Annotated in this window: 17 protein-coding genes and 1 pseudogene; 3 read left to right on the forward strand and 15 right to left on the reverse strand. The window is 59.5% G+C overall.

What is annotated here, in order from left to right:
• Positions 1-33: 33 nt before the first annotated feature.
• The 5 genes from IEX44_RS09200 to IEX44_RS09220 all read right to left on the reverse strand — a co-directional run bounded on the left by IEX44_RS09200 (position 34) and on the right by IEX44_RS09220 (position 10,128).
• Entirely contained in the window at positions 34-6,045 is a 6,012-nt protein-coding gene (locus IEX44_RS09200) for an Hpt domain-containing protein (protein WP_188692137.1), read from the reverse strand.
• Between the two features lie 258 nt (positions 6,046-6,303).
• Complete coding sequence (locus IEX44_RS09205; RefSeq protein ID WP_188692140.1) at positions 6,304-8,475, reverse strand: methyl-accepting chemotaxis protein; 2,172 nt, start codon at positions 8,473-8,475, stop codon at positions 6,304-6,306.
• Positions 8,476-8,647: 172 nt separating this feature from the next.
• Entirely contained in the window at positions 8,648-9,160 is a 513-nt protein-coding gene (locus IEX44_RS09210; protein WP_188692143.1) for a chemotaxis protein CheW, read from the reverse strand.
• A 68-nt stretch (positions 9,161-9,228) separates the two neighbouring features.
• Complete coding sequence (locus IEX44_RS09215) at positions 9,229-9,594, reverse strand: response regulator (protein WP_308423796.1); 366 nt, start codon at positions 9,592-9,594, stop codon at positions 9,229-9,231.
• Between the two features lie 141 nt (positions 9,595-9,735).
• A complete protein-coding gene (locus IEX44_RS09220) occupies positions 9,736-10,128 on the reverse strand; it encodes a response regulator (protein ID WP_188692146.1) in 393 nt (130 codons plus the stop codon).
• Positions 10,129-10,745: 617 nt separating this feature from the next.
• On the opposite strand from IEX44_RS09220, the gene IEX44_RS09225 reads away from it, so the two are divergent.
• A complete protein-coding gene (locus IEX44_RS09225) occupies positions 10,746-11,141 on the forward strand; it encodes a YidB family protein (RefSeq protein WP_188692149.1) in 396 nt (131 codons plus the stop codon).
• Here the strand turns inward: IEX44_RS09225 and IEX44_RS09230 are convergent.
• The 5 genes from IEX44_RS09230 to IEX44_RS09250 are packed head-to-tail and all read right to left on the reverse strand — an operon-like array spanning position 11,138 to position 18,573.
• Positions 11,138-12,478 (reverse strand): NAD(P)/FAD-dependent oxidoreductase, encoded by a 1,341-nt coding sequence (locus IEX44_RS09230; protein ID WP_188692152.1) that lies wholly within the window; start codon positions 12,476-12,478, stop codon positions 11,138-11,140. The two genes, IEX44_RS09225 and IEX44_RS09230, sit on opposite strands and share 4 nt — an antisense overlap.
• Positions 12,475-13,467 (reverse strand): lysylphosphatidylglycerol synthase transmembrane domain-containing protein, encoded by a 993-nt coding sequence (locus IEX44_RS09235; protein ID WP_188692155.1) that lies wholly within the window; start codon positions 13,465-13,467, stop codon positions 12,475-12,477. The genes IEX44_RS09230 and IEX44_RS09235 overlap by 4 nt, the downstream gene beginning before the upstream one ends.
• 3 nt (positions 13,468-13,470) lie before the next feature.
• Positions 13,471-14,457: a glycosyltransferase family 2 protein gene (locus tag IEX44_RS09240; protein WP_188692158.1), complete on the reverse strand. Its 987-nt coding sequence runs from the start codon at positions 14,455-14,457 to the stop codon at positions 13,471-13,473.
• Between the two features lie 15 nt (positions 14,458-14,472).
• Positions 14,473-16,497, reverse strand: a complete 2,025-nt coding sequence (locus tag IEX44_RS09245; protein ID WP_188692161.1) for a DUF2298 domain-containing protein — start codon at positions 16,495-16,497, stop codon at positions 14,473-14,475.
• Positions 16,498-16,521: 24 nt separating this feature from the next.
• Positions 16,522-18,573, reverse strand: a complete 2,052-nt coding sequence (locus IEX44_RS09250) for a DUF2298 domain-containing protein (RefSeq protein ID WP_188692166.1) — start codon at positions 18,571-18,573, stop codon at positions 16,522-16,524.
• A 198-nt stretch (positions 18,574-18,771) separates the two neighbouring features.
• Here IEX44_RS09250 and IEX44_RS21005 point away from each other — a divergent pair, with 198 nt between their 5' ends.
• Complete coding sequence (locus tag IEX44_RS21005) at positions 18,772-19,080, forward strand: YkgJ family cysteine cluster protein (protein ID WP_229678868.1); 309 nt, start codon at positions 18,772-18,774, stop codon at positions 19,078-19,080.
• A gap of 77 nt (positions 19,081-19,157) precedes the next feature.
• On the opposite strand, the pseudogene IEX44_RS21010 reads toward IEX44_RS21005, so the two are convergent.
• Positions 19,158-19,438, reverse strand: a pseudogene (locus IEX44_RS21010) (DUF817 family protein); the annotation flags it as partial.
• 489 nt (positions 19,439-19,927) lie between these two features.
• Here IEX44_RS21010 and IEX44_RS09260 point away from each other — a divergent pair.
• Complete coding sequence (locus tag IEX44_RS09260; RefSeq protein ID WP_188692168.1) at positions 19,928-20,806, forward strand: hypothetical protein; 879 nt, start codon at positions 19,928-19,930, stop codon at positions 20,804-20,806.
• A 66-nt stretch (positions 20,807-20,872) separates the two neighbouring features.
• On the opposite strand, the gene IEX44_RS09265 is transcribed toward IEX44_RS09260, so the two are convergent.
• From IEX44_RS09265 to IEX44_RS09280, 4 genes are all read right to left on the reverse strand, one after another.
• Positions 20,873-21,598: a DUF899 family protein gene (locus IEX44_RS09265; protein WP_188692171.1), complete on the reverse strand. Its 726-nt coding sequence runs from the start codon at positions 21,596-21,598 to the stop codon at positions 20,873-20,875.
• Positions 21,599-21,759: 161 nt separating this feature from the next.
• Positions 21,760-22,176 carry an ExbD/TolR family protein gene (locus IEX44_RS09270; protein WP_188692174.1) on the reverse strand — a complete coding sequence of 139 codons (417 nt, stop codon included), beginning with the start codon at positions 22,174-22,176 and terminating at the stop codon, positions 21,760-21,762.
• Positions 22,177-22,182: 6 nt separating this feature from the next.
• Positions 22,183-22,926 (reverse strand): MotA/TolQ/ExbB proton channel family protein, encoded by a 744-nt coding sequence (locus IEX44_RS09275; protein ID WP_188692178.1) that lies wholly within the window; start codon positions 22,924-22,926, stop codon positions 22,183-22,185.
• A 53-nt stretch (positions 22,927-22,979) separates the two neighbouring features.
• Positions 22,980-23,618, reverse strand: a complete 639-nt coding sequence (locus IEX44_RS09280) for an energy transducer TonB (RefSeq protein ID WP_188692181.1) — start codon at positions 23,616-23,618, stop codon at positions 22,980-22,982.
• Between the last annotated feature and the right edge of the window lie 83 nt (positions 23,619-23,701).

Genomic DNA, 23,701 nt, shown 5'->3' on the forward strand with positions numbered 1-23,701 from the left:
CTTGGCGGGGTTTTGTTTTGAGCGCAGAGGCGCTTATTGGGTGATGAAGCTACGGATATGCCCCATCAGTTCGTCTTCCTGGAATGGCTTGCCCAGGAATACGTTGACGCCCAGTTCGAACGCATAGTTGCGATGCTTTTCCGCAGTGCGGGAGGTAATCATGATGATCGGGATATGGCGGGTGTCATCGTTGGCGCGCACGTTCCGGGTAAATTCGAACCCATCCATACGTGGCATTTCAATGTCGACCAGCATCACCGCCGGTTTCAGATCCACCAGTTGCTGCAGGGCATCCACGCCATCCTTGGCGGTCTGCACCTGGAAGCCTTCACGGGCCAGCAAGCGGCTGGTGATCTTGCGCACGGTCAGTGAGTCATCCACCACCATGACCACCGGTGTGGTTTGCAGTTGGGCCGGTGCGCTCGATTGCACGGTCACTTCTTTTTGCACCGTGGCCACTTCACCATGCGCCAACAGCGCCAGCGGGTTCATGATCAGCACGATTTCGCCGTTACCCAGCACCGTAGAGCCGGCTACGCCAGGAATCCGTGCCAGTTGCGGGCCAATGGCCTTCACCACCACTTCCTGGTTCTTGACCAGTTCGTCAATGTGCAACGCCATGCGGTTCGCACCGGAGCGCAGCAACAGCACGGTGGAGAAGCGCTTGGTTTCCGGCATCACTTCCGCATCGCCCAACAAGCGCGGGAAGTAGGAGAACGGATAACGCGTACCCAGCCATTCCTGTGCCTGGTTCTCGTACAGTTGCGCCAGCGCATCCTGTTTGAGTTCCTGTACCTGTTCGATCATCACCGACGGGATGGCATACAGGCGCTCGCTGGACTTCACCAGCAGCACTTGCGTGACCGCCAGGGTCAGCGGCAGGTGGATGGTAAAGCTGGTGCCCTGGCCCAGCACGCTATCGACATCAATGCGGCCGCCCAGGTTACCGATTTCGTTCTTCACCACGTCCATGCCGATCCCGCGACCGGAAATCTGCGTCACAGCCGATGCGGTCGAGAAGCCCGGTTCGAAGATCACCTGCATCAGATCGCGGTCAGCCACGTCCTGGCCAGCCTCAATCAGCCCGCGTTCCAGCGCCTTGGCGCGGATGCGGTCCATATTCAGGCCCTTGCCGTCGTCCTTGAGCATGACGACCAGTTCGTTGCCTTCCTGGCGGACTTCCACCTGGACTTCACCGAACTCGCTCTTGCCGGTGGCTTCACGCTCGGCCGGGGTCTCCAGACCATGGTCGATCGCGTTACGCAACATATGCTCGAACGGCGAGATCATCTTTTCCAGCACGCCGCGGTCAATTTCCACGCGGCCGCCGCGCAATTCCAGGTTGACCTTTTTGCCCACTTCCTTACCCGTCTGGCGAGTCAGGCGGTACAAACGGTCAGAGATACTGGCAAACGGCACCATGCGCACGCGCATCAGGCTCTGTTGCAGCTCTTTGGTCATGCGGGCCTGCGCGGTCAGCGCAGCGGCGGATTCATCTACGTTTTTCAGCAAGTTGTGCTGAATGGTGGCCACGTCGTTCACGCTTTCGGCAATGAAACGGGTGACTTCCTGCAGACGGGTAAAGCGGTCGAACTCCAGCGGGTCAAACGTTTGTGCCGCTTCCTGGAATTCACGCGTACGCGCTTGCATTTGCGATTCAGCCTGGATTTCCAGCTCGCGCATTTGCGTACGCAGACGCGTCACGTTTTCGGTCAGATCCAGCAAAGAGCTCTTGAGTGCCAGCATTTCAGATTCAATGCGGGAACGGGCAATCGACACTTCACCGGCCTGGTTCACCAGGTCATCCACCAGTTCGGAACGGACCCGGATCGTCGTCTTGCCTTCGGCGTCCGGCGCGGCGGCCAGCAGCGGTTGGGCCGGGCCGCGCACTTGAGTGGCAGCGACGGCTTGCGCAGTCTGGCCCACCACATCGGCAGCTTTCGGTGTACGGCCAGCCAACTCATCGAACAAGAGGTTGATCAGGTCATAGTCGGATTCGAGTTCATCGATCAGCGGACCAGACACGGTCGTGCCTGCGGCCAGCAGGCGCGATTCCATGCGGTGGGTGGCTTCACCCATACGCATTGCACCCGACATCCGTGCGCTACCCTTCAGGGTATGCAGAATGCGTTTGAGGCGGTCGGCTTCGGCCATGTCGCCATCACGCAGGGCACGTAGCGCGCCACCCACTTGTGGCAGCAGTTCGTCGCCTTCTTCCACGAAGACCGGCAGCAACTGATCGTCGATTTCGTCGTTCAGCGTCTGGTCCAGCTCGGTTTTGCGGTCAGTCAGACTGACGCCGGCAGCCAGCGCTGCAGGCAGTGACTCTTCGGCAGCCATGGCCAGCGGCTGGACTACGTGGCCCAGTTCGGGCGGCAGTTCAATCGGCTCGGCCCCAGCAGGCTCTGCGTCGAAGGTGATCGGCGCTTCAATGGCCTCTAGCGGTTCAGCTTCAAGCGGCGTGGCATCAATCAGTTCATCTGCCGGCTCGGCCTGATGTTCTTCCTCCGGCAACGCCAATGCGGTCAGCTCATCGCCGGCGACCACATCGTGCTCGCCGCCTGCCTGCGTGGCCAGCAATGCTTCATGCACGGTGACCAGTGCTTCATGTGCAGTGACCAGGGCATCGTGTGTGTCGTTTGCATCGGCCAACGGCTCTACTGCTGCGGCGGGTGCCAGTTCGACGACTGTGGTGTGCGGTTCAATGGCGGCTTGTTCTTCAGCCGGCGCATCGACTTCAATCGGCAATGCTTCTGGCGGGACATCCAGATCCAGCGACAGATCGGCTTCACCCAGGAGTGCTTCCAGATCGTGCGCGGTGGTCTCGTGTTCCGGGTCCAAGGCGGCTTCGGCAGCCAGCGGCGGTTCTTCGTCCAGTGTCAGGCCATCGACCGACAATTCACCCAGGTCAAACGCCAGATCATCTTCGTGAGCTACAGCAACGGTTTCATGGGGTGCAACCGGCTCGCCGTGTTCGTCCAGATGGGTGCCATCAAGCAGGGCCAGTGCGGCCAGCTCGTCCGCTGACGGCTCGGTCAGTTCGAACTCGTCAAGATTGATTTCATCGCCTGCCGGTGTGGCGGCAACGTGTTCTTCTACTTCAGCGATCTGTTCATGCGCGGCGGCGACGCTCAGCGGTTCTTCATCCAGCTCGATACTATCGAGCGAGATATCGTCCAGCACCAGTTCATCGTGCGCAGCGGGGACGGGCTCTGCGGCAATCTCATCCAGTGCAATCGACAAAGCCTGTTCATTGCGTTCTGCCAGTGCGGCGATCTCTGCAACGCCATGGCCTGGATCACGCTGCGCGAAGATATCGCCCAACATGTGTTCCAGACGATCCACCGCGTGGATCAGCGGCTCAACCGGCGGCTCGGCCGATCGTTGTACCGATTGCTCCAGCGCGTAGGCCAGATCGCCCAGTGGCGCAAAGCCGGCTGTCGCACCAATGCCGCCCAGCGTGTGGGCAGACAACAGGAAAGAAGGTGCCAGCGGGGCGTTATTTTGCAGGGCGGTGCGGCCTTGCAGCAGCGCTTGCAGGTGACGCCCGGCTTCGTCGCAGAAAATGCCGAACAGCGTGGTGGATACCGCCACCTGCCCAATCTGGATTTCATCCGACGGCGCCGGGGTATCGACAACCAGTTCGGTGTCGGCCAGGTCGTCGGCCAGCTCAATGGCTGGCGTATCAAATGGCGCTTCTTCCGCAAGCTCAACGGAGGGGGCGGCAATGTCTTCGTGTTCGTGCGGGGCGTCAAACAGCGGCGGCAATTCGGCCGGCGCATCGGCAGGCTGGAACGCAACAGGCTCTGGCACCGGCGCCGCCACGGGCGGAGTCGTCAGCACATTGCCTTGTTCCAGTTGCTGTTTGAGTACCTCGGCTTGGGCCGCAAGGTCAGACGAGTCGACCTGTGCACCACCCGTTTCCGACAGTTGCGCCACCCAGGCCCGGAAAGAATGGTGAGCGTCATCAATCAGTTGCAACAGCGCAGGCGTTGCCGGGTGCTCAGCTTGCAGCCACTTGTTCAGCAGTTGTTCCACGACCCAGGCAGCTTCGCCCAGGTTGAACAGACCCACCATGCGGCCGCTACCCTTCAGGGTGTGGAAGCCACGGCGGATCACGGTCATGGATTCACGATCATGCGGCGCGTGGCGCGATACCTCGAGTTGTGCGGCAATGTTCGCCAGCACTTCGGCCGCTTCTTCCAGATAGACTTCCAGCAGTTCGGCGTCGACGGCTTCTTCAGAGGACGGCAACGGACGGCTGGTTTCGGGCTCGACAATCTCGATATGCTCGGACTCGATGACCGGGGATTCGCCAATCGGCGGCTCGGCTTCCAGCGCGGCAATGACGTCGGGCTCAGCCACTTCAACCGGGGCGACTTCACCCGTCAGGCGGGTCAGCATCGGGCGCAATGCGGCACTGTCGTCACGGCCTTGTTCCAGGCCATCTACATAGAAACCGATGGTGGAGAACGCTTCGGCCAGTTCTTCCAGTTCAGCCGCTTCAGGATCGGCTTCCGAGGCAGCCAGTTGCCGTACGCGTTCATGCGCGGCCAGCAGCAGGGCGACGGCGTCCTGACTATCCAGCATCATCAAGGCGCCTTGCACCTGGTAGATGGTTTGATCCAGACCACCCAGTGCAGCGCGTTGCGACGGATCACGGAAGAACGCATCCAGCGTGTCTTCAATGCCGCGCAGATTGCTGCGCATTTCTTGCGCAAGTTGCGCAACCAGCAGTTTTTCCTGGGCTTCGCGGCTGACCGCGTCCAGTTGCGGCAAGTCGATTTCTGCGGCCATGGCCGGGTTGGCCAGGCGTTGTAGCATGGCTTGGACTTGCGCAGGGAAGTCATCGGCTTGTTGCGGGTAAACGGCCAGTGCATTGTCAGCCAGCAACATGGCGGTGGCCAGTTCCAGGGCCTCTGGTTCGCTGATGCCACGACCCGCGCAGCGCTCGAACACGCCCGAAACGCCTTCCCACAACGTGTTCAGGCCAGGAATTTCCAGCACTTCACAGTGGTGTGAGAGACGCGTGATTTCAGCGGCCAGTTGCGGCAGGCGATCTTGCTGGCCGGCTGCGACGCGGCTCCACAAATCTTTGGCAGCGGCCAGTTCTTCACGCAGTTGGCGTGCAGTCTGGGCGCGGGCCTGGGCTTGCGGTGACAGCGTTTGGGCACCGGCATCAGCCAGCATGCCTTCCAGTTCGAACGCGGCCTTGAGTTTTTGGGCCAGCGTGCTCTGGCTTTGATCGTGCGCCAGAATGTACAAGAGGTCGCGGAACAGACGCTCTGCCACACGGGTCGAGCCATCAGCCAGTCGACGCAGCTGCAGATTCAGGCGCATCAGCAAATGACGCGGGTCCAGATCGGTCTGGGCCTTGTTGGTCGGCAGTGCGTCAACGACTGCCGCGGCGCTCCACCAGAAGGCGCGCGGCAGCATGATGGTCTGGGCACTGGCCAGTTCCGTCAGGCTCTTGGCCATGGCGGCGGCACCACCTGCATCACGCGAGCGCAGCCAGCGCAGCAGGCCGGATTCAAAACGGGTACGTTGCTGACGCACCCACGGCGCCATGTCGGCATCCGGGACAGTGTGCGTCGGCAGTTCAGCCGGGACCACCAACTGGCCCAACTGAGGGAAAAAGAGTTCAGCGCCACTGATGGTCTGACCGCGCAAGGCGGCGACTTTCACCAGCGGGTCACGCAGTACCAGCGGCACGTTCGGTGAGCCGGCCGCAATGCGTTCCAGGTAAGCGATGGCATCTTTGGTCACGGCAATCGCCGCATCGAGCGCATGATTACCGGTTTCTTCGCGGGCAACGCTGGCTACGAGGTGTTCGGCCTCTTCGCAATAACGGGCGAGGCCTTGCAATTCAACCATCTGCAGGGCGCCAACGGCCTGGTGCAAATGGGTCTGCGCATGCTTGAGCAGGGCAGCATCGGGCGTGGTGCCAAACTGCTTGAGCGCCTCGGCCGCGCGGCCCAGGGTCTGTTCAAGCTCTCCCTTCACCCAGATCAGGGAGCCTTGGTCAAATTCGGTATGCACGCTCATGAAGTTGATCCGGTTCGTTCGGAAAGGTGACAGCGCACGCGGTGGCTCAAATGACGCTCAGGTAAAACGCCTGGCGCAGGCACATCCGGTCCATGCGAGTAGTCAACCCTCCGCAGTAGATTCGTTCGGGTTTGCCATGCCACGTGCAGCGGCATGGATCCCTGTTGTTTGGCGCTGCGAACGGTCGTCTGTTCTGGCAGGGCCCACGACACGCGATATGGAGCGCATCGTGGCCTGCCACTACGCCGTTCGTGGCGATTAGCTCAGTTTGAAGCCGGAAACAGAACTCTTCAGGCCTTCGGCCAGACCGTTCAGCTGACCGACCACCACAGCAGACTGTTTCACACCGGCGGACGTTTGTTCCGTCACCGAGAGAATGTCGCGCATGGAGGCGTTCACGCGGGCTGCCAACGTAGCCTGACCTTCGGTTTCTTGCGCAATCGACTGAATCTGCACAGCCAGTTCACGCGTAACGCGTTCGATCTCGGTCAGTGCGCGACCGGCCGCATCGGACAGCTTGGCCCCTTCCACCACACCCTGGGTGGACACTTCCATAGCGGCCACGGCGTCGTGCGTATCGGTCTGAATGGTTTTCACAATCGCGCCGATCTGCTTGGTCGCTTCAGCGGAACGTTCAGCCAGACGCTGCACTTCTTCCGCAACCACCGAGAAGCCGCGACCGGCTTCACCGGCTGCAGCCGCCTGAATGGCCGCATTCAACGCCAGCACGTTGGTCTGTTCGGTAATGTCAGAAATCAGTTCCACGATTTCACCGATCTCCTGCGAGGATTCGCCCAGGCGTTTAATCCGCTTCGCGGTCTCCTGGATCTGTTCGCGGATTTCGTTCATGCCCTTGATCTGGTTGTTTACCGCGCTGGCGCCCTGTTCCGCAGCAGCCAGAGAAGACTGCGCAACCTCGGCCGACTGGCTGGCGGTATGCGACACGTCCTGGATCGAGCGCACCATCTGTTCAACGGTGTTGTTCGTGTTCTGAATTTCACGCGACTGGCGGTCGGCAGCGGCAATCAGCTCGCTCGATACGCCCTGCGCTTCGCCGGTAGCCTGACCCACCTGTTCGGTGGCGCGGTTAATACCGGTAATCAGGGAACGCAGTTCTTCAATCGTGTAGTTGATCGAGTCCGCAATCGCCCCGGTCAAGTCTTCCGTCACCGAAGCGCGCACCGTGAGGTCACCGTCAGCGAGGTCAGACATTTCGTTCAGCAAGCGCAAAATCGCTTCCTGGTTCTTTTTGTTTTCGCCTTCGATCTGCAGACGACGACGTACCGATTCCTGGTTGTACACACGCTGCAGGAAGAACAGGGCCGCCAGACCGGTACCGATGAACAACACTTCCAGTACGGTGATCAGGATCGAGCCAGAGGTGTTTTCGTACACGCTCGCCAGTTCGACCGAGTTCTTCAACAGCGGCTCGGAATCACGGACGATGGTCTGGTTCGCCAAACGGGTGTTCACCATCGGCTGCATGTTGTGCGAGAACGAGGTCACCACGGTCTGGAAGCGCTGGAAGTAAGTCTTGATTTCTTGCAGCTTGGAAACCATGGCCGAGGTGTTGGCCGGACGAATCTGCAACTCATCCGAGCCATCAATAAAGCCGTTGATGATGTCACCGAAGGTCGACGTATCCTTACCCAGCAAGAACACGGTTTCCGGGTTGATCAGCTCAGAGGCCAGCAGGGCGTTGGCGTTCTTGGCCATACGCTGCGACAACATGGCCAACTGGTTGGCGTAATCGAGTTCGTGTGGCGTACCGCCGCCTTCGGTCAACATGGCGGCGAACTGCTGAGTCAGTTCCAGCAGGCGGGCATCGTTCTCGTTAATACCGGCAACAGACTGACCCACGGTGATCAGCGGCTGCTTTTGCTTGAGAATGGTGTCCACCGTCGGGCGGCTGGGGTTGGGGCGGAACGACTGGGTCCACACGCTCTGGACCGAATCGAGTGTGCCGGACGGGTTACGCACAAACAGGCCAAACAGGCTGTGGCCCGAGAGGCTGTTCAAGTCGTTGTCGAAACGGTTGTAGGCATCTTCCAGAATCTGGAACGCATCTTTGTCGCCCCGCACAGCCAATGTCGATGCACGCGCAATCCGCTGCGACAACATCTGCATTTCCGTTGCGGTAGAACGACGTTCAGCGTTCACGCCGGAGGCCTGGAACGCAAAGAACGCAATCAGCGCGGCGCCTACGCCGGTCACCGCTACCGTACCCAGCAGCCACGCCACTTGCTGGCGCGCTGGCAGGTGACCGACCAGTGGGACCGGACGCAGTACCGCGTCTTCGTCGCCTTCTGGCAGACGCAGCTTTTCAAGAATCCACGTCGTTTTTACCGAGTCGCTCTTCTTGGCGGCATCATCGCCAGACTTGTTCTTGCGGCCAAACATGCCCTTCAGGCCATCCGTTTTCCGTGCCATTTTGGTGCTTCTCCCGATCCTGCTTTGCCCCTGTACGTCTGCGCGCTGGTTGCGCGTCTCACGTCAGTCGCTTGCGCGAAATCAATACAAAATAAATAAGTGCGAGATAATCCGTTGTTTCTTAAGCGTTTGTCCATGTTGCAAGCAAGACCGTTGCAGCCTGGACACGTTCTTAATTCACACCGGCTTGTAAAAAATGCGGGTCGGCGGCCAGGCGGGCGACATCCAGCGTCTGCCAGCGTTGGCCATTTGCGTCCCGAAATGTTGCCTGCGCCCAGGCGTGGGGCTCTGCTTCAGTATCCGGTTGCATATCGGCAAGGTGCTTCAGACCGAGCATGCGGTCGACCAGCACCGCCGAATGCAGAATATGGCGGGAATGCAGCAACATCAGTCGTGCGGCTGCCGTTTGCGTCAGATTCTGGCCACCAAAAAAGGCCGAAATATCAGAAACGCTCACGAGGTTGCCTCGCACGTTGGCCACGCCACGAAACCAGTGATACGCCAGCGGTACCCCGCTGATTGGCGGTACCGGCATGACTTCTGCCACGTCTGCCAGATCCAGCAGCCAGTTACTGTCGCCAATGCGCACGCCCAGGTGGGCGTCAACGTGCTCTGCCGCCGCCGCCGTTTTCAATCGGGCGACGACGCCTTCCTGGTACTCGCGCAAGCTGATTCGCTTGGCCATGTTCATTCCCCCCGGGGTCAATCCGCCCGGCCGTCTTGTCTTGTTCTGGCCGGGTGATCGCTGCTGTCTTACGACAGCGCGGCAATCTTGTTGAACAGCTCTTGCGGATCGACCGGTTTGACGATGTATTCCACCGCGCCTTGCCGCTTGCCCCACACCATGTCGGTTTCCTGATTCTTGGAAGTGCACATGATGATGGGAATATGTTTCGTTACGTCGTCGCGCGAAATAATGCGCGTTGCCTGGAAGCCATTCATGCCTGGCATCACGACATCCATCAGGATCAGGTCGGGCATGATGTCCTTGACCTTGGCCACGGCTTCTTCGCCCGACTCGGCGGTCAGGACCTGATAACCGGCTTTGGTCAACAGTTCGCCAAGGAAATGACGCTCCGTGGGAGAGTCATCCACGATCAGCACTTTTTTGATAGACATGAGACTTGGTTCCGTGTGAGGTGTTACCTGGTACAACGTACCGGGCCGTATCCGGCACCGGTCAACTGCATTCGCCCAACTTGCGTTTTACTTCTTTCTTGTACTGCTGATTACTGTGTGCTGGTGCCATTTACCGCACAATCAACCGGCCTGGCGGGCACGGGCATGCTGGTCAACGGCCGACAACAGGCTGTCTTTGGTAAATGGCTTGGTCAGATATTCATCCGAACCCACCATCCGGCCGCGCGCGCGATCAAACAGGCCATCTTTGGACGACAGCATGATCACCGGCGTAGCTTTGAATCTCGGGTTTTTCTTGATCAGCGAACACGTCTGATAGCCATCCAGCCGCGGCATCATGACATCGACAAAGATCACGTCAGGGTTGTGATCGCTGACTTTGGACAGCGCGTCAAACCCGTCTTCGGCCAGAATGACTTCGCAACCGGCCTGGCCCAGAAAGATTTCTGCGCTGCGCCGGATCGTATTGCTATCGTCAATCACCATCACTTTGACCCCGGTAAGACTGGGCATGGTGTTCCTCTCCTTACTGCAACCACTGTCTGAAAGCGGCTGACTTTAATCTGGTTGGCGACTTGATGGTTCTTCCCCTCGCCAGCGTGTGCTTACCAGGCTTTGTCAGCAAAACGCTTGCCTTGCATCTACATCCGTAAAACGGGGTGCAACTGCGACTATCCCTGATCTGAACATGCCTTGGGCATGATGTGTCGTGGATCATACCGGCGCATTCTCGAATTAGACAAGGCTAATGCCGCAGCGTGTTGCGAGCGCAGCAGCCCCTGTCATATCCACACTGACAGACCCGAAAACCCCGTGATTTTCAAGATGTTCCGTGTTTTGTGCCGGTTGGGGTGACGCACGGTGCAAACGCCGCGACGTCTGGCGGAAAAGCGGGCTGGCGCGCTTGAATTCCGAGAACGGGTCTTCTTATATATGCGTATGAAAGCAATTGATCGGGATCAGTCAATTGCCGGATTCCACCACAGCAAGACCGGTCCGCTGGTCGCCCCGCGTATCCCGCCGTTTCCCGTTTTTTGCCTGGAGCGTGTCTGTTCACCCTGAACGCATGACGGCCGGTGCAAAAGGCAGAAGTCCCTGGTGTTTTCCAACGTCAACCGCAAGGAGCAATCATGTCTCTTCTCGATCAACTGGGCAGCATGCTGTCGGGTGCAGACAGTAATAATCCGTCTGCCAATGTCTTGAGCACCTTGCTGGAGCAATCCGGGGGGGTATCGGGTTTGATCGACAAATTCCAGCAAGGTGGGCTGGGTGAGGTCGCGCAATCCTGGATCAGCAATGGTCAGAACCTGCCGATTTCCGCCGATCAAGTGCAGCAGGTTCTGGGGAGCGATACCGTGGCCGCCGTTGCGCAAAAGCTGGGCGTTGATCCGCAACAGGCGGCTAGCCATATTTCTGAATTGCTGCCCAAAGCGGTGGATGGCATCACGCCGAACGGCGAGTTGCCATCCACCGACAGCCTCCTGGCTTCAGGTATGGAGATGCTCAAAGGCAAGCTGTTCGGTTAAGGCTCCAGATTTTTGCCAGTCAGACGGGCCGCCACTGTGCGGCCCGTTTTTCGACCTTCGCGAATGGCGTAGTTGGTGCCGCGATCTTCCGGATAAATTTGCGCCATCGAGGCCAGCGTGAGTCCGGCCACCGGGCCTTGTTCAGACGGAATCAGTCGGCTGTAGTGTTTTTCAACCACAGGTTGCGACCAGCGGGCCTTCCAGACGTGATGGCGGATGATCCACTCGCGGCTCAAGGCCGGGAACATCTTTTGCAGATAAGGGATGGAGAAATCCAGCACCTCATCCGGTGTCATGGTGTAGAGCGCGTCGGTGTGGGGAAGGTATTTGGACAAATACACGATGTGCCGGCCGCCATACGTTTCGGCTTTCTCGAAATTGGTGTGTTCAATCACGCCCACGAACGGGAAAGTCGGGTCATTGACGTTCAGCCAGTAGGTTTGCGACAGGCTGCGGTCCAGTTCCAGCACCAGACATACGTTGGCCAGGTAGTGAATACGGTTCAGTTGCGCCAGGTAGTCCGGCGCTGCCCAATGGCCAATCATCCCGGCAATCAGGGGTAGCGCTGGCGTGGCGATGATCTCATCGGCCAGCAAAGTGCCTTGCGGGGTGTCGATGTGGAATTTGCCATCAATCTTTTCAAAACGCTGTACGGGCGTGCTGGTGAAAACCTTGCCACCCAGTCCGTCAATATGTCGTGCCAGGGCTTCGGCCAGGGCCACAAAACCGCCCTTGAAGTACGCCAGGCGCTCTTCGCCACCTTTGCCCCGGCTACCGCCGCGCAGCTTGAGTTTGTTCCAGAACCAGACCGCTGAGATCTGGTCAGCGACCGGGCCAAACTTGCCTTTGAGCAAGGGCTCCCACACCACCCTGTAAACTTGCTCACCGCCCAGTTCACGCAGCCATTCAGCGGCCGTTTTGTCTTCCAGCGCCATCCAGTTGTCGACCTTGCGCGCGCGCAGGGCAAGCAAGCCCAGGCGGACGCGGTTTACAAAGCTCAGCGGCGTGAAGCGTAGCAAGTCTGCTGGCGTAGAGAGTTTGAAGAAGTTGTTGGCGAACCACACACCGGTATTGGTCGGATTGATGGCGATGTGATCGTTGAGATGGAGCTCATCAATCAGCGCCATCACTTCACGGTCGTTGGTAAACCAGTGGTGATAAAAGCGGTCGAGTTTTTCGCCTTCCACGTCAAACGCACTGGCCAGGCCGCCAATGTGGTCGTCGGCCTCAAGCACGGTGACATCCACGCCGGCGCGCGCCAGTTCATAAGCGGCGGCAAGGCCGGTGAAACCGCCGCCAATGATGGCGACGCGGGTGCTGGCGGGAAGGGCGCTCATGAAGTCTGGTTCCGGGGCTGGCGGGAAAGCGGGTTAAGGATCAGATAAAGACCGCCCAGCACGGTGGGTGGTAACCACAGCAGCAAATGCACGACGACGGCGAAGGCGGCCGCTGCGGTGGTGCCATTGCCCAATGCCGTCATGGCATGCACGGTGAAGTAATCAAACGTGCCGACATAACCGGGTGTGGATGGAATCAACGTTGCCAGCGTGCCGACGGGTAAAGCGAGCCAGCCGGCCGCGGGCGCGGTCAGATCGGGCAGCGATTGCGCCGCCAGCCAGAATACAAAGCCTTCAGCCAACCATGCGGCCAGTGACCAGCCCACCAGGCGCAGCATGGTGGTGCCCTGGGCCAGATGGGCCAGCGTGGTCAGCCCTTTGTCGACCTCGGCACGCAGCCGGACACCAATGCCCGGCGCGAAGCGGGCAATGATGGCGGTGGCCGCCCGAGCCAGTGGCGCAAAAGCTTGCGGGAACAACAATACAGCCAGGATCACCAAGGCCAGTGCAAACAGAAACCCGGCCCCAACCCCCGAGAAACTGGCGACATCAAGCCTGAATGCCATCAGTGCAGCACCCAGCAAGACCAGCACCATCAAGAGATCCAGCAAACGCTCGACAAACAATGTGGCCAGGACGGTGCCGGAGGTTGTACCCAGGCGCTGATTGAAAGCAAACGCGCGCAGCACGTCGCCGGCGCGGAACGGCAGTACGTTGTTGGTGGCAAAGCTGGCGAGCAGCGGGCCCGCGCAGGTTAACCAGCTGATGCCGGGGACATCTTTGGCCAGCATGGCTCGCCAGCGGGCAATGCGGCAGCTATAGCCCACAAAAAACGCGCCCAGCGCGGCAAGGACCCAACCAGGTCGTGTAGCGGCCAATGTGGTTACAAGGCCGTGCCAGTCGATCTGACGCAGGATCAACCAGGTAAACAGCGCGGCCAGTGCAGCGCCTGCTAAAAGCCGAACAGGTGAACGGGACGACTGACTCATGTGTTATTTGCGATCCACGACCGGGCTGCGACTGGCTGCAGGGCCACTGCCGCCGGCATAACCGATATATTCGTCGACGACATACAACGGACGGCGTTTGACCTCGCTGTACACGCGACCCATGTACTCACCCAGAATGCCGACGCACACCAGTTGCACACCGCCCAGGAACAACACGGCGATCATCAGCGCGGTCCAGCCTTCTACCCAGATATTGGTGAACAAGCGCAGCGCCACCGCATACACAATGCCCAGCAATGCCAGCGCCGCCGCTGTCATGCCGACACCAATCGACAGCTGCAAGGGTTTGCTGGAGAACGACAAAATGCCATCCGTGGCGAACCGGATCATTTTCTTGAGCGGGTATTTGCTTTCGCCGGCAAAACGCTCGGCCCGCGCGTAGGGCAGAGATGTCTGCCGAAAGCCGGCCCAGCTCACCATGCCGCGCACAAAGCGGTCACGCTCTGGCATGGCACGCAACACATCAACCACCTTGCGGCTCATCAGCCGGAAGTCTCCGGTATCCAGCGGAATAGGCACGTCAGAGAGCTTGTTCAGCAAACGGTAGAAGGTACGGGCGGTCGACAGTTTGAAGGCGGACTCGCCAGGGCGATCGGTGCGTGTGCCATAGACCACGTCGTAACCTTCGCGCCAGAGTGCAACCATCTGGTGGATGACTTCTGGTGGGTCTTGCAGGTCCGCATCGATCAGCACAACCGCATCGCCGTGTGCGGCATCCAGCCCCGCAGACACGGCAATCTGATGACCAAAATTACGGGCAAAGGCGATCAGGCGTACATGCGGGTCGGCCATGGCAATCTCTTTGAGCAGCGCCCGCGTGCCGTCCCGGCTGCCGTCATCTATGAAGACCAGTTCATAGTCGAGATCGGTCAATCCAGCGCAAAACGCCTTGAGGCGGCGCGATGTTTCACCAATGACTTCTTCTTCGTTGTAACACGGCACGACAATGGACAGCAGCGGGTTGCTCATGGAGGCTCCTCGCATTTACTTGCGGATCCACAGGCCGACCTGGCTGCCTGCGTCTGCGTAGAACGGATGCCAGCTGTACTGGCTGCTGATGGCGGTATTGATGTTCTGCCAGGCTTGCATGCCCATGCTGGTTTCACCCCGTGTCCAGGCGATATAGCGCACATGGTTCAGCGCGAGCCAGTCCAGCGCATTGGGCATCTCGCCATGGTAAAACGCCTTGGTCTTGTCGGATTGCATCCAGACATCCCGTGGCGCGCCATGCCACAGGCTGACGTGATTGGGCCAGCCCTGCATGGAAACCTGATCGGAGAACAACGCCACCAGCGTCTGGTTGGTGTAGGCGTCGCCATACCAGTTTTCCAGCACGATGCCACGGGGTGCGTTGCGCAGATAATTGACCAGATCGCGCGTGGCGGGCTCGTTGATATACGAATGAGTGCCATCCAGTTTGCCTGCGTCGGCCTTGCCGGTCTGGTACAGATACCAGGCGGTGTCGAGCACATAGGTACAAGGCAATGCCAGGGCAATATAAGCGATCCAGCGAGTGAGCTTGCGTGGGCTGGCCAGCGCCATGGTGCCGAGCGCCAATATGGCGCCGCTGTACATCCAGCCCCACCATTTCATGGTGGTGTTGGTGCGGATGAATTTGCCCCCGGAAGGGTCCTGGACATAGATAAATTCAGACACCAGCAGCATGGCGCCAAAAGCAACGACCAGCATCAGCGCCAGCGGCCGGGTTTTTTTCTCAAACAAGGCGGCGACCAGCAAGATCAGCATGGGCCAGAGGAAGATCACAAAGCGCAAAAGTGGCGTGTGATCCATCCAGCGTACAGGCTTGATGGGCGTATTGATGGCCTGGCTGGCCAGTCCGGACAGATACGGGTACACCAGCAGCGCAGAAATCAACCCGCCTGCGACCAGCGCGGCCCAGTCTGGCGGGCGTTTTTGCACGTAACGCCAGCCAATCCAGCTCAGTAACAGGAGTACGGAGAACGGAAAGATCCAGGTGTTGGTGATCAGCATGACCGGCACCGAACCGGCCAGCAGCGCCTGCGCCAGCCGCTGCGGTGCTGCGGGCTCCTCCCGGCGTGCCGGGGCTTCCAGCCAGCCGATCAGGGCCAGTGCCAGGAACAGCAAAAAGAAGCTGCCCAGTGGTGGGTGATAGTCGCCCAGGTAGAACTGGTAGCCAAAGTTCTCCATGGGGATTTCACGAACTTCGAAATCCGGCGCGGGTTTGTCGGTACCGACCAGCGGCGGGAACAGCGCCCGCCCCAGATCCGTGCCCTGATCGCGAATACGCAACTCATAGTTGCCAATAAACCGGGCGGTGCCCCACATGTGGTCGTTGGCGGTCCAGTCCACAGGTGTGGACGGGTTGTCGTTGACCACAAAATGCAGAAACGGCGTGATGCCGGTGCCACCCAGTGCCAGTGCAGCAATCAGCAGCAGGCGTGGTGCCAAACGCGGTACGAAACGGCTGGTGAAATCCCACGCTAGCGAAAGCGACATGGCCATGACCAAAGCAAACGCGATGTTGTAGGTAAAGCCCGCTTGCCAGCCAAACAGTCGACCCATCAGGGCTGCGCCGTAATGCTGGAAGGCGTAGTAGAAATCAAAATGATGCGGCGGGTACCAGATATCCAGCGGCGGCAGGGTGTCGCCCGGAAAATAGTTCTGCATGAAATACAGGTCGGTGACGCGTTCTGACGTGGGGTAGATATCAGGTAGCAAGAACTTCCAGGCCAGCCCGTACAGAAACGCGACGCCAAAGACCAGTTCCGACGCGCGGAACAAGCGGGCTCTGACCTCTGGCCGATGCAGCCAGAGCAGCCCCAAAGCGGCGGCGGTCGTCAGTGGCCAGGCCCAGCTGATCCGGCCCAGCCCGACAAAGTGTTCCAGTGCGCACAGCACCAGGGTAATGCCGAGGACACCGGCAGCACGTGCAATCGGATAGGGCAGCCAGTGGCTCAGCGATACACTGACACTGGCTAGGTGCAGCCACAACAGGATCAGGCTGCCAAGCAGGAAAATCATGTTCATGGTGTTGATGCCTTGTTCTTGTTTTTAGCGGCGCAGTTCCCACAGACCACGTGGATCACCCGGGTTGTCGACCAGCGGATGCCAGAGATAACGACTGGCCAGCGCGTCCTGCATGCGGGCAAACGCGGCAGGATCACGCTGCTGATCGAATGAACTCCAGACGATGTAGCGCACGTTGCGGGCAGCCAGCCATTGCGCAGCGTCTGGCAGGCTACCGTGATACAACGCGCGAATGAAGTCGGCATCACGCGTAATAAACCAGGGGTGGTCACGCCACAAACCTTCGTGATCCGGCCAGCCCAGGGCAGAGGGTTGACCACTATGTAGTGCAAAGGCGCCATGCGGGCTGTAAGAGCCGTTATCCAGCCCTTCCAGCACCAATCCCCGGGGAGCACTGCGCAGGTAAGACAAGATGGCCCGCTGGCCGGGGTCATCGTTCAGCCAGCCATCACCGGCAAGCCGCGCGGCATGCAGCCGCGGGTGGTGCATCCAGTACTGTGCTTGCGGAACCAGATACACACAACTGGCCAACAGGGGGACGCAAGCCAGCACCTGGATGATCTTGCGCGGCGACGCCAGAGCGAGCGTACCCAGCAAGACCATACCCGCCGGGTAAAGCCAGGACCACCATTTGAGCGTGGTGTTGAAACGGTTGTACCGGTCGCCTAGCGGGTCATCCACAAAGAAGATTTCGGTGATTGCCAGCAAAATCAGCACCATCCAGCCTGCCCACCAGGCGCGGGGCTGTTTCGGGCCGCCAGCCAATGCCAGTACCGCCAGCATCAGCACCGGCCACCACAACGCCAGGAACTGCCGTATGGGCGTGTGATCCAGGGCGTTGACCAGCGCGATATGTGTGGGCACGGCATTCGGCGCGAAGTGCAGCATGAATGGGTAAATGAGCGCACCACCCACAGCACCGCCCAGGACCAGCGCCAGCCAGTGTGCGTTCTGGCCGCTGCGCCAGCGCCACGTGCACCAGGCAAGAATCAGCAAAGCCTGCAGGGGCAGCGTCCAGGGGTTGAGCGCCAGTAGCACGGGCAGGCTCAAGCCGAGCAGGAACACACCGGTCTGTGCGCCCGGGGTGGCCTCGGCCGGTCCGGCGTCTTCTTCTACGGGCGTAGTGAGGCGCGTCGGGACCTCAACCGCTCCGATCAGGGCCAATACAAACAGCAGCAAGGCAAAGCCACCAACCGGCGGATGCAGGTCACCCAGATAGGTGTAATAAGAGATCGTTTCCAGTGGCAACTCACGCGGCTGGAAATCCGGCGTGGGTTTGTCCTCCGCCGAGGGGGACGGGAACAATGCGCGACCGATCCGTGTATTAACCTGCTGATCGTACAGCCCGGCAAAGCGGGTGTTGGACCAAAGACGCGTGACGGCATTTGCATCAGCGGCACTTGGGCTTTCGCCGGGCAAATCGTAAATCACCGGAATCAACGGGGCGACGCCGGTACCGCCCACCGTCAGCGCTGCTACGACCAGCAAGCGGGCACCAAAACGCTTGAGGAACCGACCCGTGAGGCTCCAGGCCAGGCTGGCGGTAAAGGCGAACGTTGTGCAGAACCCAAGGTTCATCGCCCGGCCGGCATCCAGATTCAGAATGCGTCCCTGCAGCGCCGTGGCGTAATGCAGGAAGCCGTAATACATATCAAAGCGATAACCTGGCAGCCATTGGTCCGGCGGGGGGAGTGTGTCGCCCCCCAGATAGTTGGCGACAAAGTACAGATCAGTCAGGTGTTCTGACTGGGCATCAATGTCGGGAAACGCGTAACGCCACGCGAGCGCAAACAGAAAGGCCAGCACAAAGGGCTGCTGTTTGTCCCACCAGGCCGGATTAGTCAGGCGCCGGTTCAATACCAGGACCGAGAGCGCCGTGCCAATGGGCCACAACCAGGCCAGTTTGCCGAGCCCGATAAAGTGCTCAACAAAAAACAGGACAAGGCAGGCCAGCAATACGCCCGCCGCCCGCGCAAGATCGGTATCGCCGCCAAAACGGCGTTCAAAACACTGCGCTATCCCCGCCAGATTGATCAAGAGGATCAATAGCGTCAGCAAAAGGGCTATGGGGCCCATGTTCTCCCTCCTCCGGGAACCGGATCGCTCTGTAGGGTCGCCCGCTTTGCGGTTACGCCCAGGTGTTGGAGTGCGTCCGGGTTTCTATCATGCTTTGGCCTCTGGCGGAATCATCTTGCCAGGGCGCTTTGCTATAAGTTGTGCTGCGTACTATGCCAGAACTTCCCTGGGCGGAGCCAACCGGACACGAAAGGACAGATGGCACTTGCAACAACCTGGTACGGCGGTTCCAATTCGCGCATGAAATTGTCTTGTCGATCTGGTTGCGGTGCCTGTTGCATCGCGCCATCCATTACCAGCCCGTTGCCGGGCATGCCGCAAGGCAAGCCGGCGGGTGTTCCCTGCGTGAACCTCTTGCCGGATTACCGATGCGCCGTGTTTGGCCTGCCTGAGCGCCCCGACTTTTGTGGGGGTCTGCAGGCATCTGCAGAGATGTGTGGGGACACGCGCGAGCACGCCATGATCTGGCTAACCCGGCTGGAAGCAGCCACGGCGCCCTCGCACTGACCCGCTATCGCTTCTTCCGGAATATGGCTGCGAGCCTTGACGTGTTTCAGGTGGGCCACGATGGTGAATGTCATGATCACCTGCAGCGACTGAGCGCTCCATTTGCCGATAGGCACTGCCGACCATGCGCCCGGCTGGTTCGGATATTTCCACTTGCCGTAAAAAGTGCTGATGTTTTCTGTTAGCCAGTTAAACCAGCCGATCAGCACAAATAACAATACCAGCGGCAATGGCTGGTCGCGATCCAGTGGCCGCGCATATAGCCCCGCCAATCGCCGATAAAGTGGCGCATGAAGAAATTCAGGTAAATCAAAACCGCGACCAGGGTCTCCATCCAGTAAGGCGGGTGATGGCGAATGCGTCAATCCATAAAGCGCCAGGATTGCGTTAAAAGACGCATGAGCGGGGTATGACCGCAACGACAAGCCGGTCATGATGGAACGGACGGCCGTCGGGCGCTGCCGTGTTCCGCCTTGATGCTTTTTTATACAACGTCGCTCAGTGACGGTCCGGTAGCGGCCCGATCACCCTGTTTTGATTTTCGTTGCAAAACAAAAGCCTGGGCTGGCATGTACCAGTCAGGCCGATCTGACCCTGGCGATGACCTGCGATCTGCAGGTTGAAATGTAGTGAAATTTAATCGCCTACATCTTTTTGTTGATTTTTGTCACGCAGGCCGCTTTTTCAGGTCCATTCCCCGCGTTTTGTCCCCCTACAATGGCCCCGTGTTTTGAAGTGATATATCAGAAAACATTACTCACACGATTTTCCAGGGCACCTCGGGCGCGCATCTTGCCGCATCAGGAAAGCATCTGGCTTCAATCAATACGGGAATGGGATAAAGTCGATGAATCAACAGAAAAAACAAATTACCGCGACCCTGCTGGCCGGCGTGCTGGCGACTGCACTCAGCGCATGTGGTGACGGTTCGGATGCCAGTTCGAGCGGAGCCCCCAATGATCCGGCCTCGCCGTCTTCTTCGGTTTCTGCTCCGGTCGTGACGCCAACCCCCACGCCAACGGCAACGCCGACTCCAGCACCTACGCCAACGCCCACGTCGACACCGACGCCCACACCAACCGCAACCCCGACCCCCACGCCGACACCCACTGCAACGCCTACACCAGCACCATCGGGCTCGGGTTGCGGTGTTGCCCTGAACGCTGCTGCAATAACCAGTCTGTTTGGTGGCAATCTGGTTAGCTCGGCCAACCTGCAAAACTATGTGGTTGGTTTGACGGGGTCCGCTTCGCCGTACACCCTGGATGCCACGCAAACCGCAACCAGCCCGCAATTCATCTGCGGCTACGACAACACAGCCTCGCCAACTTCATCGACGAAGCTTGATACCGTCACTGCAGAAGGTTCCATCATCGGCGCATTCACCGTGCCCAAGGCCGCAGTGACCAGCAGTGCGGACGATGGTGGCCAACTGGTGTTGCGTCTGCCGTCGGTCTCGGTGCTGGCGCTGGGTATTTATGCTACGGGTTCGATCAATTACCGCGTGCAAACCAGCACGGATGGCGTGAACTGGTCCACAACACTGGGTAACAAGACCGGGGTCAAGCTGACGAACTATGTGCAACAGATCATCGGGACTTCCGGCTCCGCGACGGCGGGTGATTCCACGCTGCAAGCCGGTGCGATCACCACGCCGGTCTGGGTACGGATCAGCAACGCGGGTACGGGCACGCTGAACGTGACGCAAATCCAGATTGCGCCTTGAACGGCCATATCTGAAAAAACGGCATCGCAAGATGCCGTTTTTCTTTTGGGGCCAGAGCACACGCGGTCAGTGATGCTTTTTGCTGTCTACCTTGTAGTCCAGGCTTGGGTACCAGTCCGTACCCCGGCCACCAGGCGTCAGATCAAGAATGTTCCAGAGCGGCATCAGGTCAGGCGCACCGCGTGGGTCCTGGCCCGGGTCACAGGTATCCGGGCCCATTTCATCGCCGTAAAAGTGTTTGATGGTATCGCCGATACGGACAAAGACATTCAAGCCTGGGGTGTCGTCACCCGCCGGATTTTCTCCGAGATACACCTCGTTGAAGCTGCTCCCGCCCGACGAGTACAGCCGCAAGTGTTTCCAGTCCCGTTCTTTGGCAAAGGCCTGCATGCGCTCGATCGGCGCACGGGCGACGACTCCGAACGCTACGCGTTGCAGGATGTCGGGCATCTCGCCATTGAGTGCACTTAACAGGCATGTACACATGGGGCAGGGACGCTCCCGGGTTGGGCCAAACATCCAGTTGTAGATCACCAGCGTGTCGTGATCGCCAAACATTTGCTGGAGCGTGACCGGCCCATCAAGGCTGTCAAAGCGGAAGTTCTCTGGCACATCGCCACTGGTGGGCAGGGCTCGGCGCATGGCGGCAACGCGTTCGATATGCCGGCGTAACTCAATTTCTTCCGCCAGCAAGGCATTGCGGGCCTGGCGATAAGCCGGTGTCTCACCAGGGTAACGGGCGTGATGCTGAGCAGCCAGTACTTCGGCCGGCAGCAATTGCGGTTTGCTCATGAGGGCCTCCAGATGGATGGTTGGACTTGCGGGTTCTGAACCCGATTTGAGACGGGGTTGTTGGTGCAGTTCCACTGTTCTGGCTGAGCGGCAGTGATCTGGTCGTAAACAAAAAGGCGCCCCTTGGGCGCCTTTTTATGCAGATAAGTGACGAGGCCGGATTACTGAGAACCGGGCTCAGTGACAAAACCCAGTTTTTCGATGCCGCTTTGCTGAATGGCAGCCATGGTTTTGGCTACGTATTCATATTGCACTTTGCGATCGCCCCGCAGACGGATGGTGGGTTGTGGATTCTTCGCTGCGGCTACGGCCAGATGTGCTTTGAATTCGGCATCGGTCAGTTTGGCTTCATCCCAGTACACGGAGCCATCTTCCGTCACCGAGATATTCACCGACTCTGGCTTGACCACTTCAGGCTGATTGGCCGCGCGCGGCAGGTTCACTTTCACTGCATGCGTGAGTACCGGCACGGTCAGCATGAAGATGATCAGCAACACCAGCATGACGTCGACCAGCGGCGTCATGTTGATTTCACTCATCACGTCAGAGTTATCACCGATGGATTTGCTGAATGCCATGATGCGTTACCCCGCGTGCTTGGCCTGGCCGTTCACGACAGCCAGCTGCGGCTTGGCCTGTGCTTGATCACGTGCCACGGGCGCGCCGGTCACGAAGTAAGCATGCAAGTCCTGCGCAAAGCGGTTGAGCTTGCCGACGACGGCGCGGTTGCCGCGTACCAGCGCGTTGTAGGCCAGCACGGCAGGAATAGCCACAGCCAGACCAAATGCGGTCATCACCAGTGCTTCACCCACCGGGCCGGCAATCTTGTCGATACTCGCGGCACCGGCCGCAGAGATGCCGATCAACGCGTGATAGATGCCCCACACCGTGCCAAACAACCCCACGAACGGCGCGGTACTGCCCACGGATGCCAGCAAGGAAAGGCCACGCTGCATGCGCTCGGTCCCTTCTTCAATGGCGCCATTCAGGCTGGAGATCAGCCAGTCATTCAGCGACAACTGGCCGTGCAAATCGGCCTGGTTATCCCGGTGGTGTGCCACGGCAGCCTGGCTTTCCAGTGCCAGCAGGCGGAACGGGTTGTCCTGGGTCTTGCCGGTCAGCTGCGCAAGGCCTTCATCGAAACGATGCGCATGCCAGAAATCATGGGCAGCAGCGGCGCGACGGCGGTTGGCCATCAGGCGCAGCGTATGGGTCACGATGACATACCAGCTGGAGATCGACATCACCAGCAGGATCAAGGCGATGGCGTGGGTGACGAAATCACCCTGGGCCCACAAGTGGGACAGGCTGAACTGCTGCGGTTGCATGGTTGGCTCCTTGTTATTTCCAGATATCGGGGATTCAGGTGTTCAGGTGGCGCTCAAGGCTGGGTCAGCGAGAACGTCACCGGCAATACGTACCACATGGCAATCGGCTGTCCGCCTTGCTTTGCCGGGGTGAATTTCCATTTGCGCACAGCGTCCAGGGCCGAGTTATCAAGACGCGGGAAGCCACTGGACGTCTTCACGCGGATGTCGCTGACCGTACCGTCGGCCTGGATATGCACTTCCAGCAATACACGACCTTCCTCGCCCAGTTTGCGTGAGACCGGTGGATACGCCGGCTTCATGTTGCCGTTGGCGTTTGCGTCTTCGCGCGGTGGAGACACTGGTGCAGGTGCCGGGGCGGGTTTGGCCTCCGGCGGCGGTGGTGGCGGTGTCTCTTGTACCGGCTTGGGCGGCGGTTCCGTCGCGACCTGATCCGGTTTGGCGACCGGGATCTTTGGCAGCGGTTTGGGTACCGGCTCGTGTTTGATCACGGGTTGCGGGCGCGGTTTGGGCTGCGGCGGCTTGGGGTCTGGCGGAGCAACCACGGGCAACGGCGCCGGGGTTTCCAGCGTCACCGTGATCTCTTTCGGTGGCAGGGGAGGCTGGGTTTGTACCGTGTGCAGCAGCGCGCCAATCAACAGCACGTGAGCCCCGGTGACCAGCCCGAGTCGGGTTGCCTGGTTGCGATCCATATCTAAATGAGAATTACTTGCATTTATGCGAAGATCAATATGATAATGATAACCCTTCGCATTTGCAAAGCTATTGCAGGCGA

Source organism: Silvimonas amylolytica, from assembly GCF_014645555.1.
Taxonomy (GTDB): Bacteria; Pseudomonadota; Gammaproteobacteria; order Burkholderiales; family Chitinibacteraceae; genus Silvimonas; species Silvimonas amylolytica.

Bases quoted from the DNA above. Each gene is read 5' to 3' on its own strand.
- IEX44_RS09200 (WP_188692137.1), bottom strand. From the start codon at position 6,045: ATGAGCGTGCATACCGAATTTGACCAAGGCTCCCTGATCTGGGTGAAG.
- IEX44_RS09205 (WP_188692140.1), bottom strand. From the start codon at position 8,475: ATGGCACGGAAAACGGATGGCCTGAAGGGCATGTTTGGCCGCAAGAAC.
- IEX44_RS09210 (WP_188692143.1), bottom strand. From the start codon at position 9,160: ATGGCCAAGCGAATCAGCTTGCGCGAGTACCAGGAAGGCGTCGTCGCC.
- IEX44_RS09215 (WP_308423796.1), bottom strand. From the start codon at position 9,594: ATGTCTATCAAAAAAGTGCTGATCGTGGATGACTCTCCCACGGAGCGT.
- IEX44_RS09220 (WP_188692146.1), bottom strand. From the start codon at position 10,128: ATGCCCAGTCTTACCGGGGTCAAAGTGATGGTGATTGACGATAGCAAT.
- IEX44_RS09225 (WP_188692149.1), top strand. From the start codon at position 10,746: ATGTCTCTTCTCGATCAACTGGGCAGCATGCTGTCGGGTGCAGACAGT.
- IEX44_RS09230 (WP_188692152.1), bottom strand. From the start codon at position 12,478: ATGAGCGCCCTTCCCGCCAGCACCCGCGTCGCCATCATTGGCGGCGGT.
- IEX44_RS09235 (WP_188692155.1), bottom strand. From the start codon at position 13,467: ATGAGTCAGTCGTCCCGTTCACCTGTTCGGCTTTTAGCAGGCGCTGCA.
- IEX44_RS09240 (WP_188692158.1), bottom strand. From the start codon at position 14,457: ATGAGCAACCCGCTGCTGTCCATTGTCGTGCCGTGTTACAACGAAGAA.
- IEX44_RS09245 (WP_188692161.1), bottom strand. From the start codon at position 16,497: ATGAACATGATTTTCCTGCTTGGCAGCCTGATCCTGTTGTGGCTGCAC.
- IEX44_RS09250 (WP_188692166.1), bottom strand. From the start codon at position 18,573: ATGGGCCCCATAGCCCTTTTGCTGACGCTATTGATCCTCTTGATCAAT.
- IEX44_RS21005 (WP_229678868.1), top strand. From the start codon at position 18,772: ATGGCACTTGCAACAACCTGGTACGGCGGTTCCAATTCGCGCATGAAA.
- IEX44_RS09260 (WP_188692168.1), top strand. From the start codon at position 19,928: ATGAATCAACAGAAAAAACAAATTACCGCGACCCTGCTGGCCGGCGTG.
- IEX44_RS09265 (WP_188692171.1), bottom strand. From the start codon at position 21,598: ATGAGCAAACCGCAATTGCTGCCGGCCGAAGTACTGGCTGCTCAGCAT.
- IEX44_RS09270 (WP_188692174.1), bottom strand. From the start codon at position 22,176: ATGGCATTCAGCAAATCCATCGGTGATAACTCTGACGTGATGAGTGAA.
- IEX44_RS09275 (WP_188692178.1), bottom strand. From the start codon at position 22,926: ATGCAACCGCAGCAGTTCAGCCTGTCCCACTTGTGGGCCCAGGGTGAT.
- IEX44_RS09280 (WP_188692181.1), bottom strand. From the start codon at position 23,618: ATGGATCGCAACCAGGCAACCCGACTCGGGCTGGTCACCGGGGCTCAC.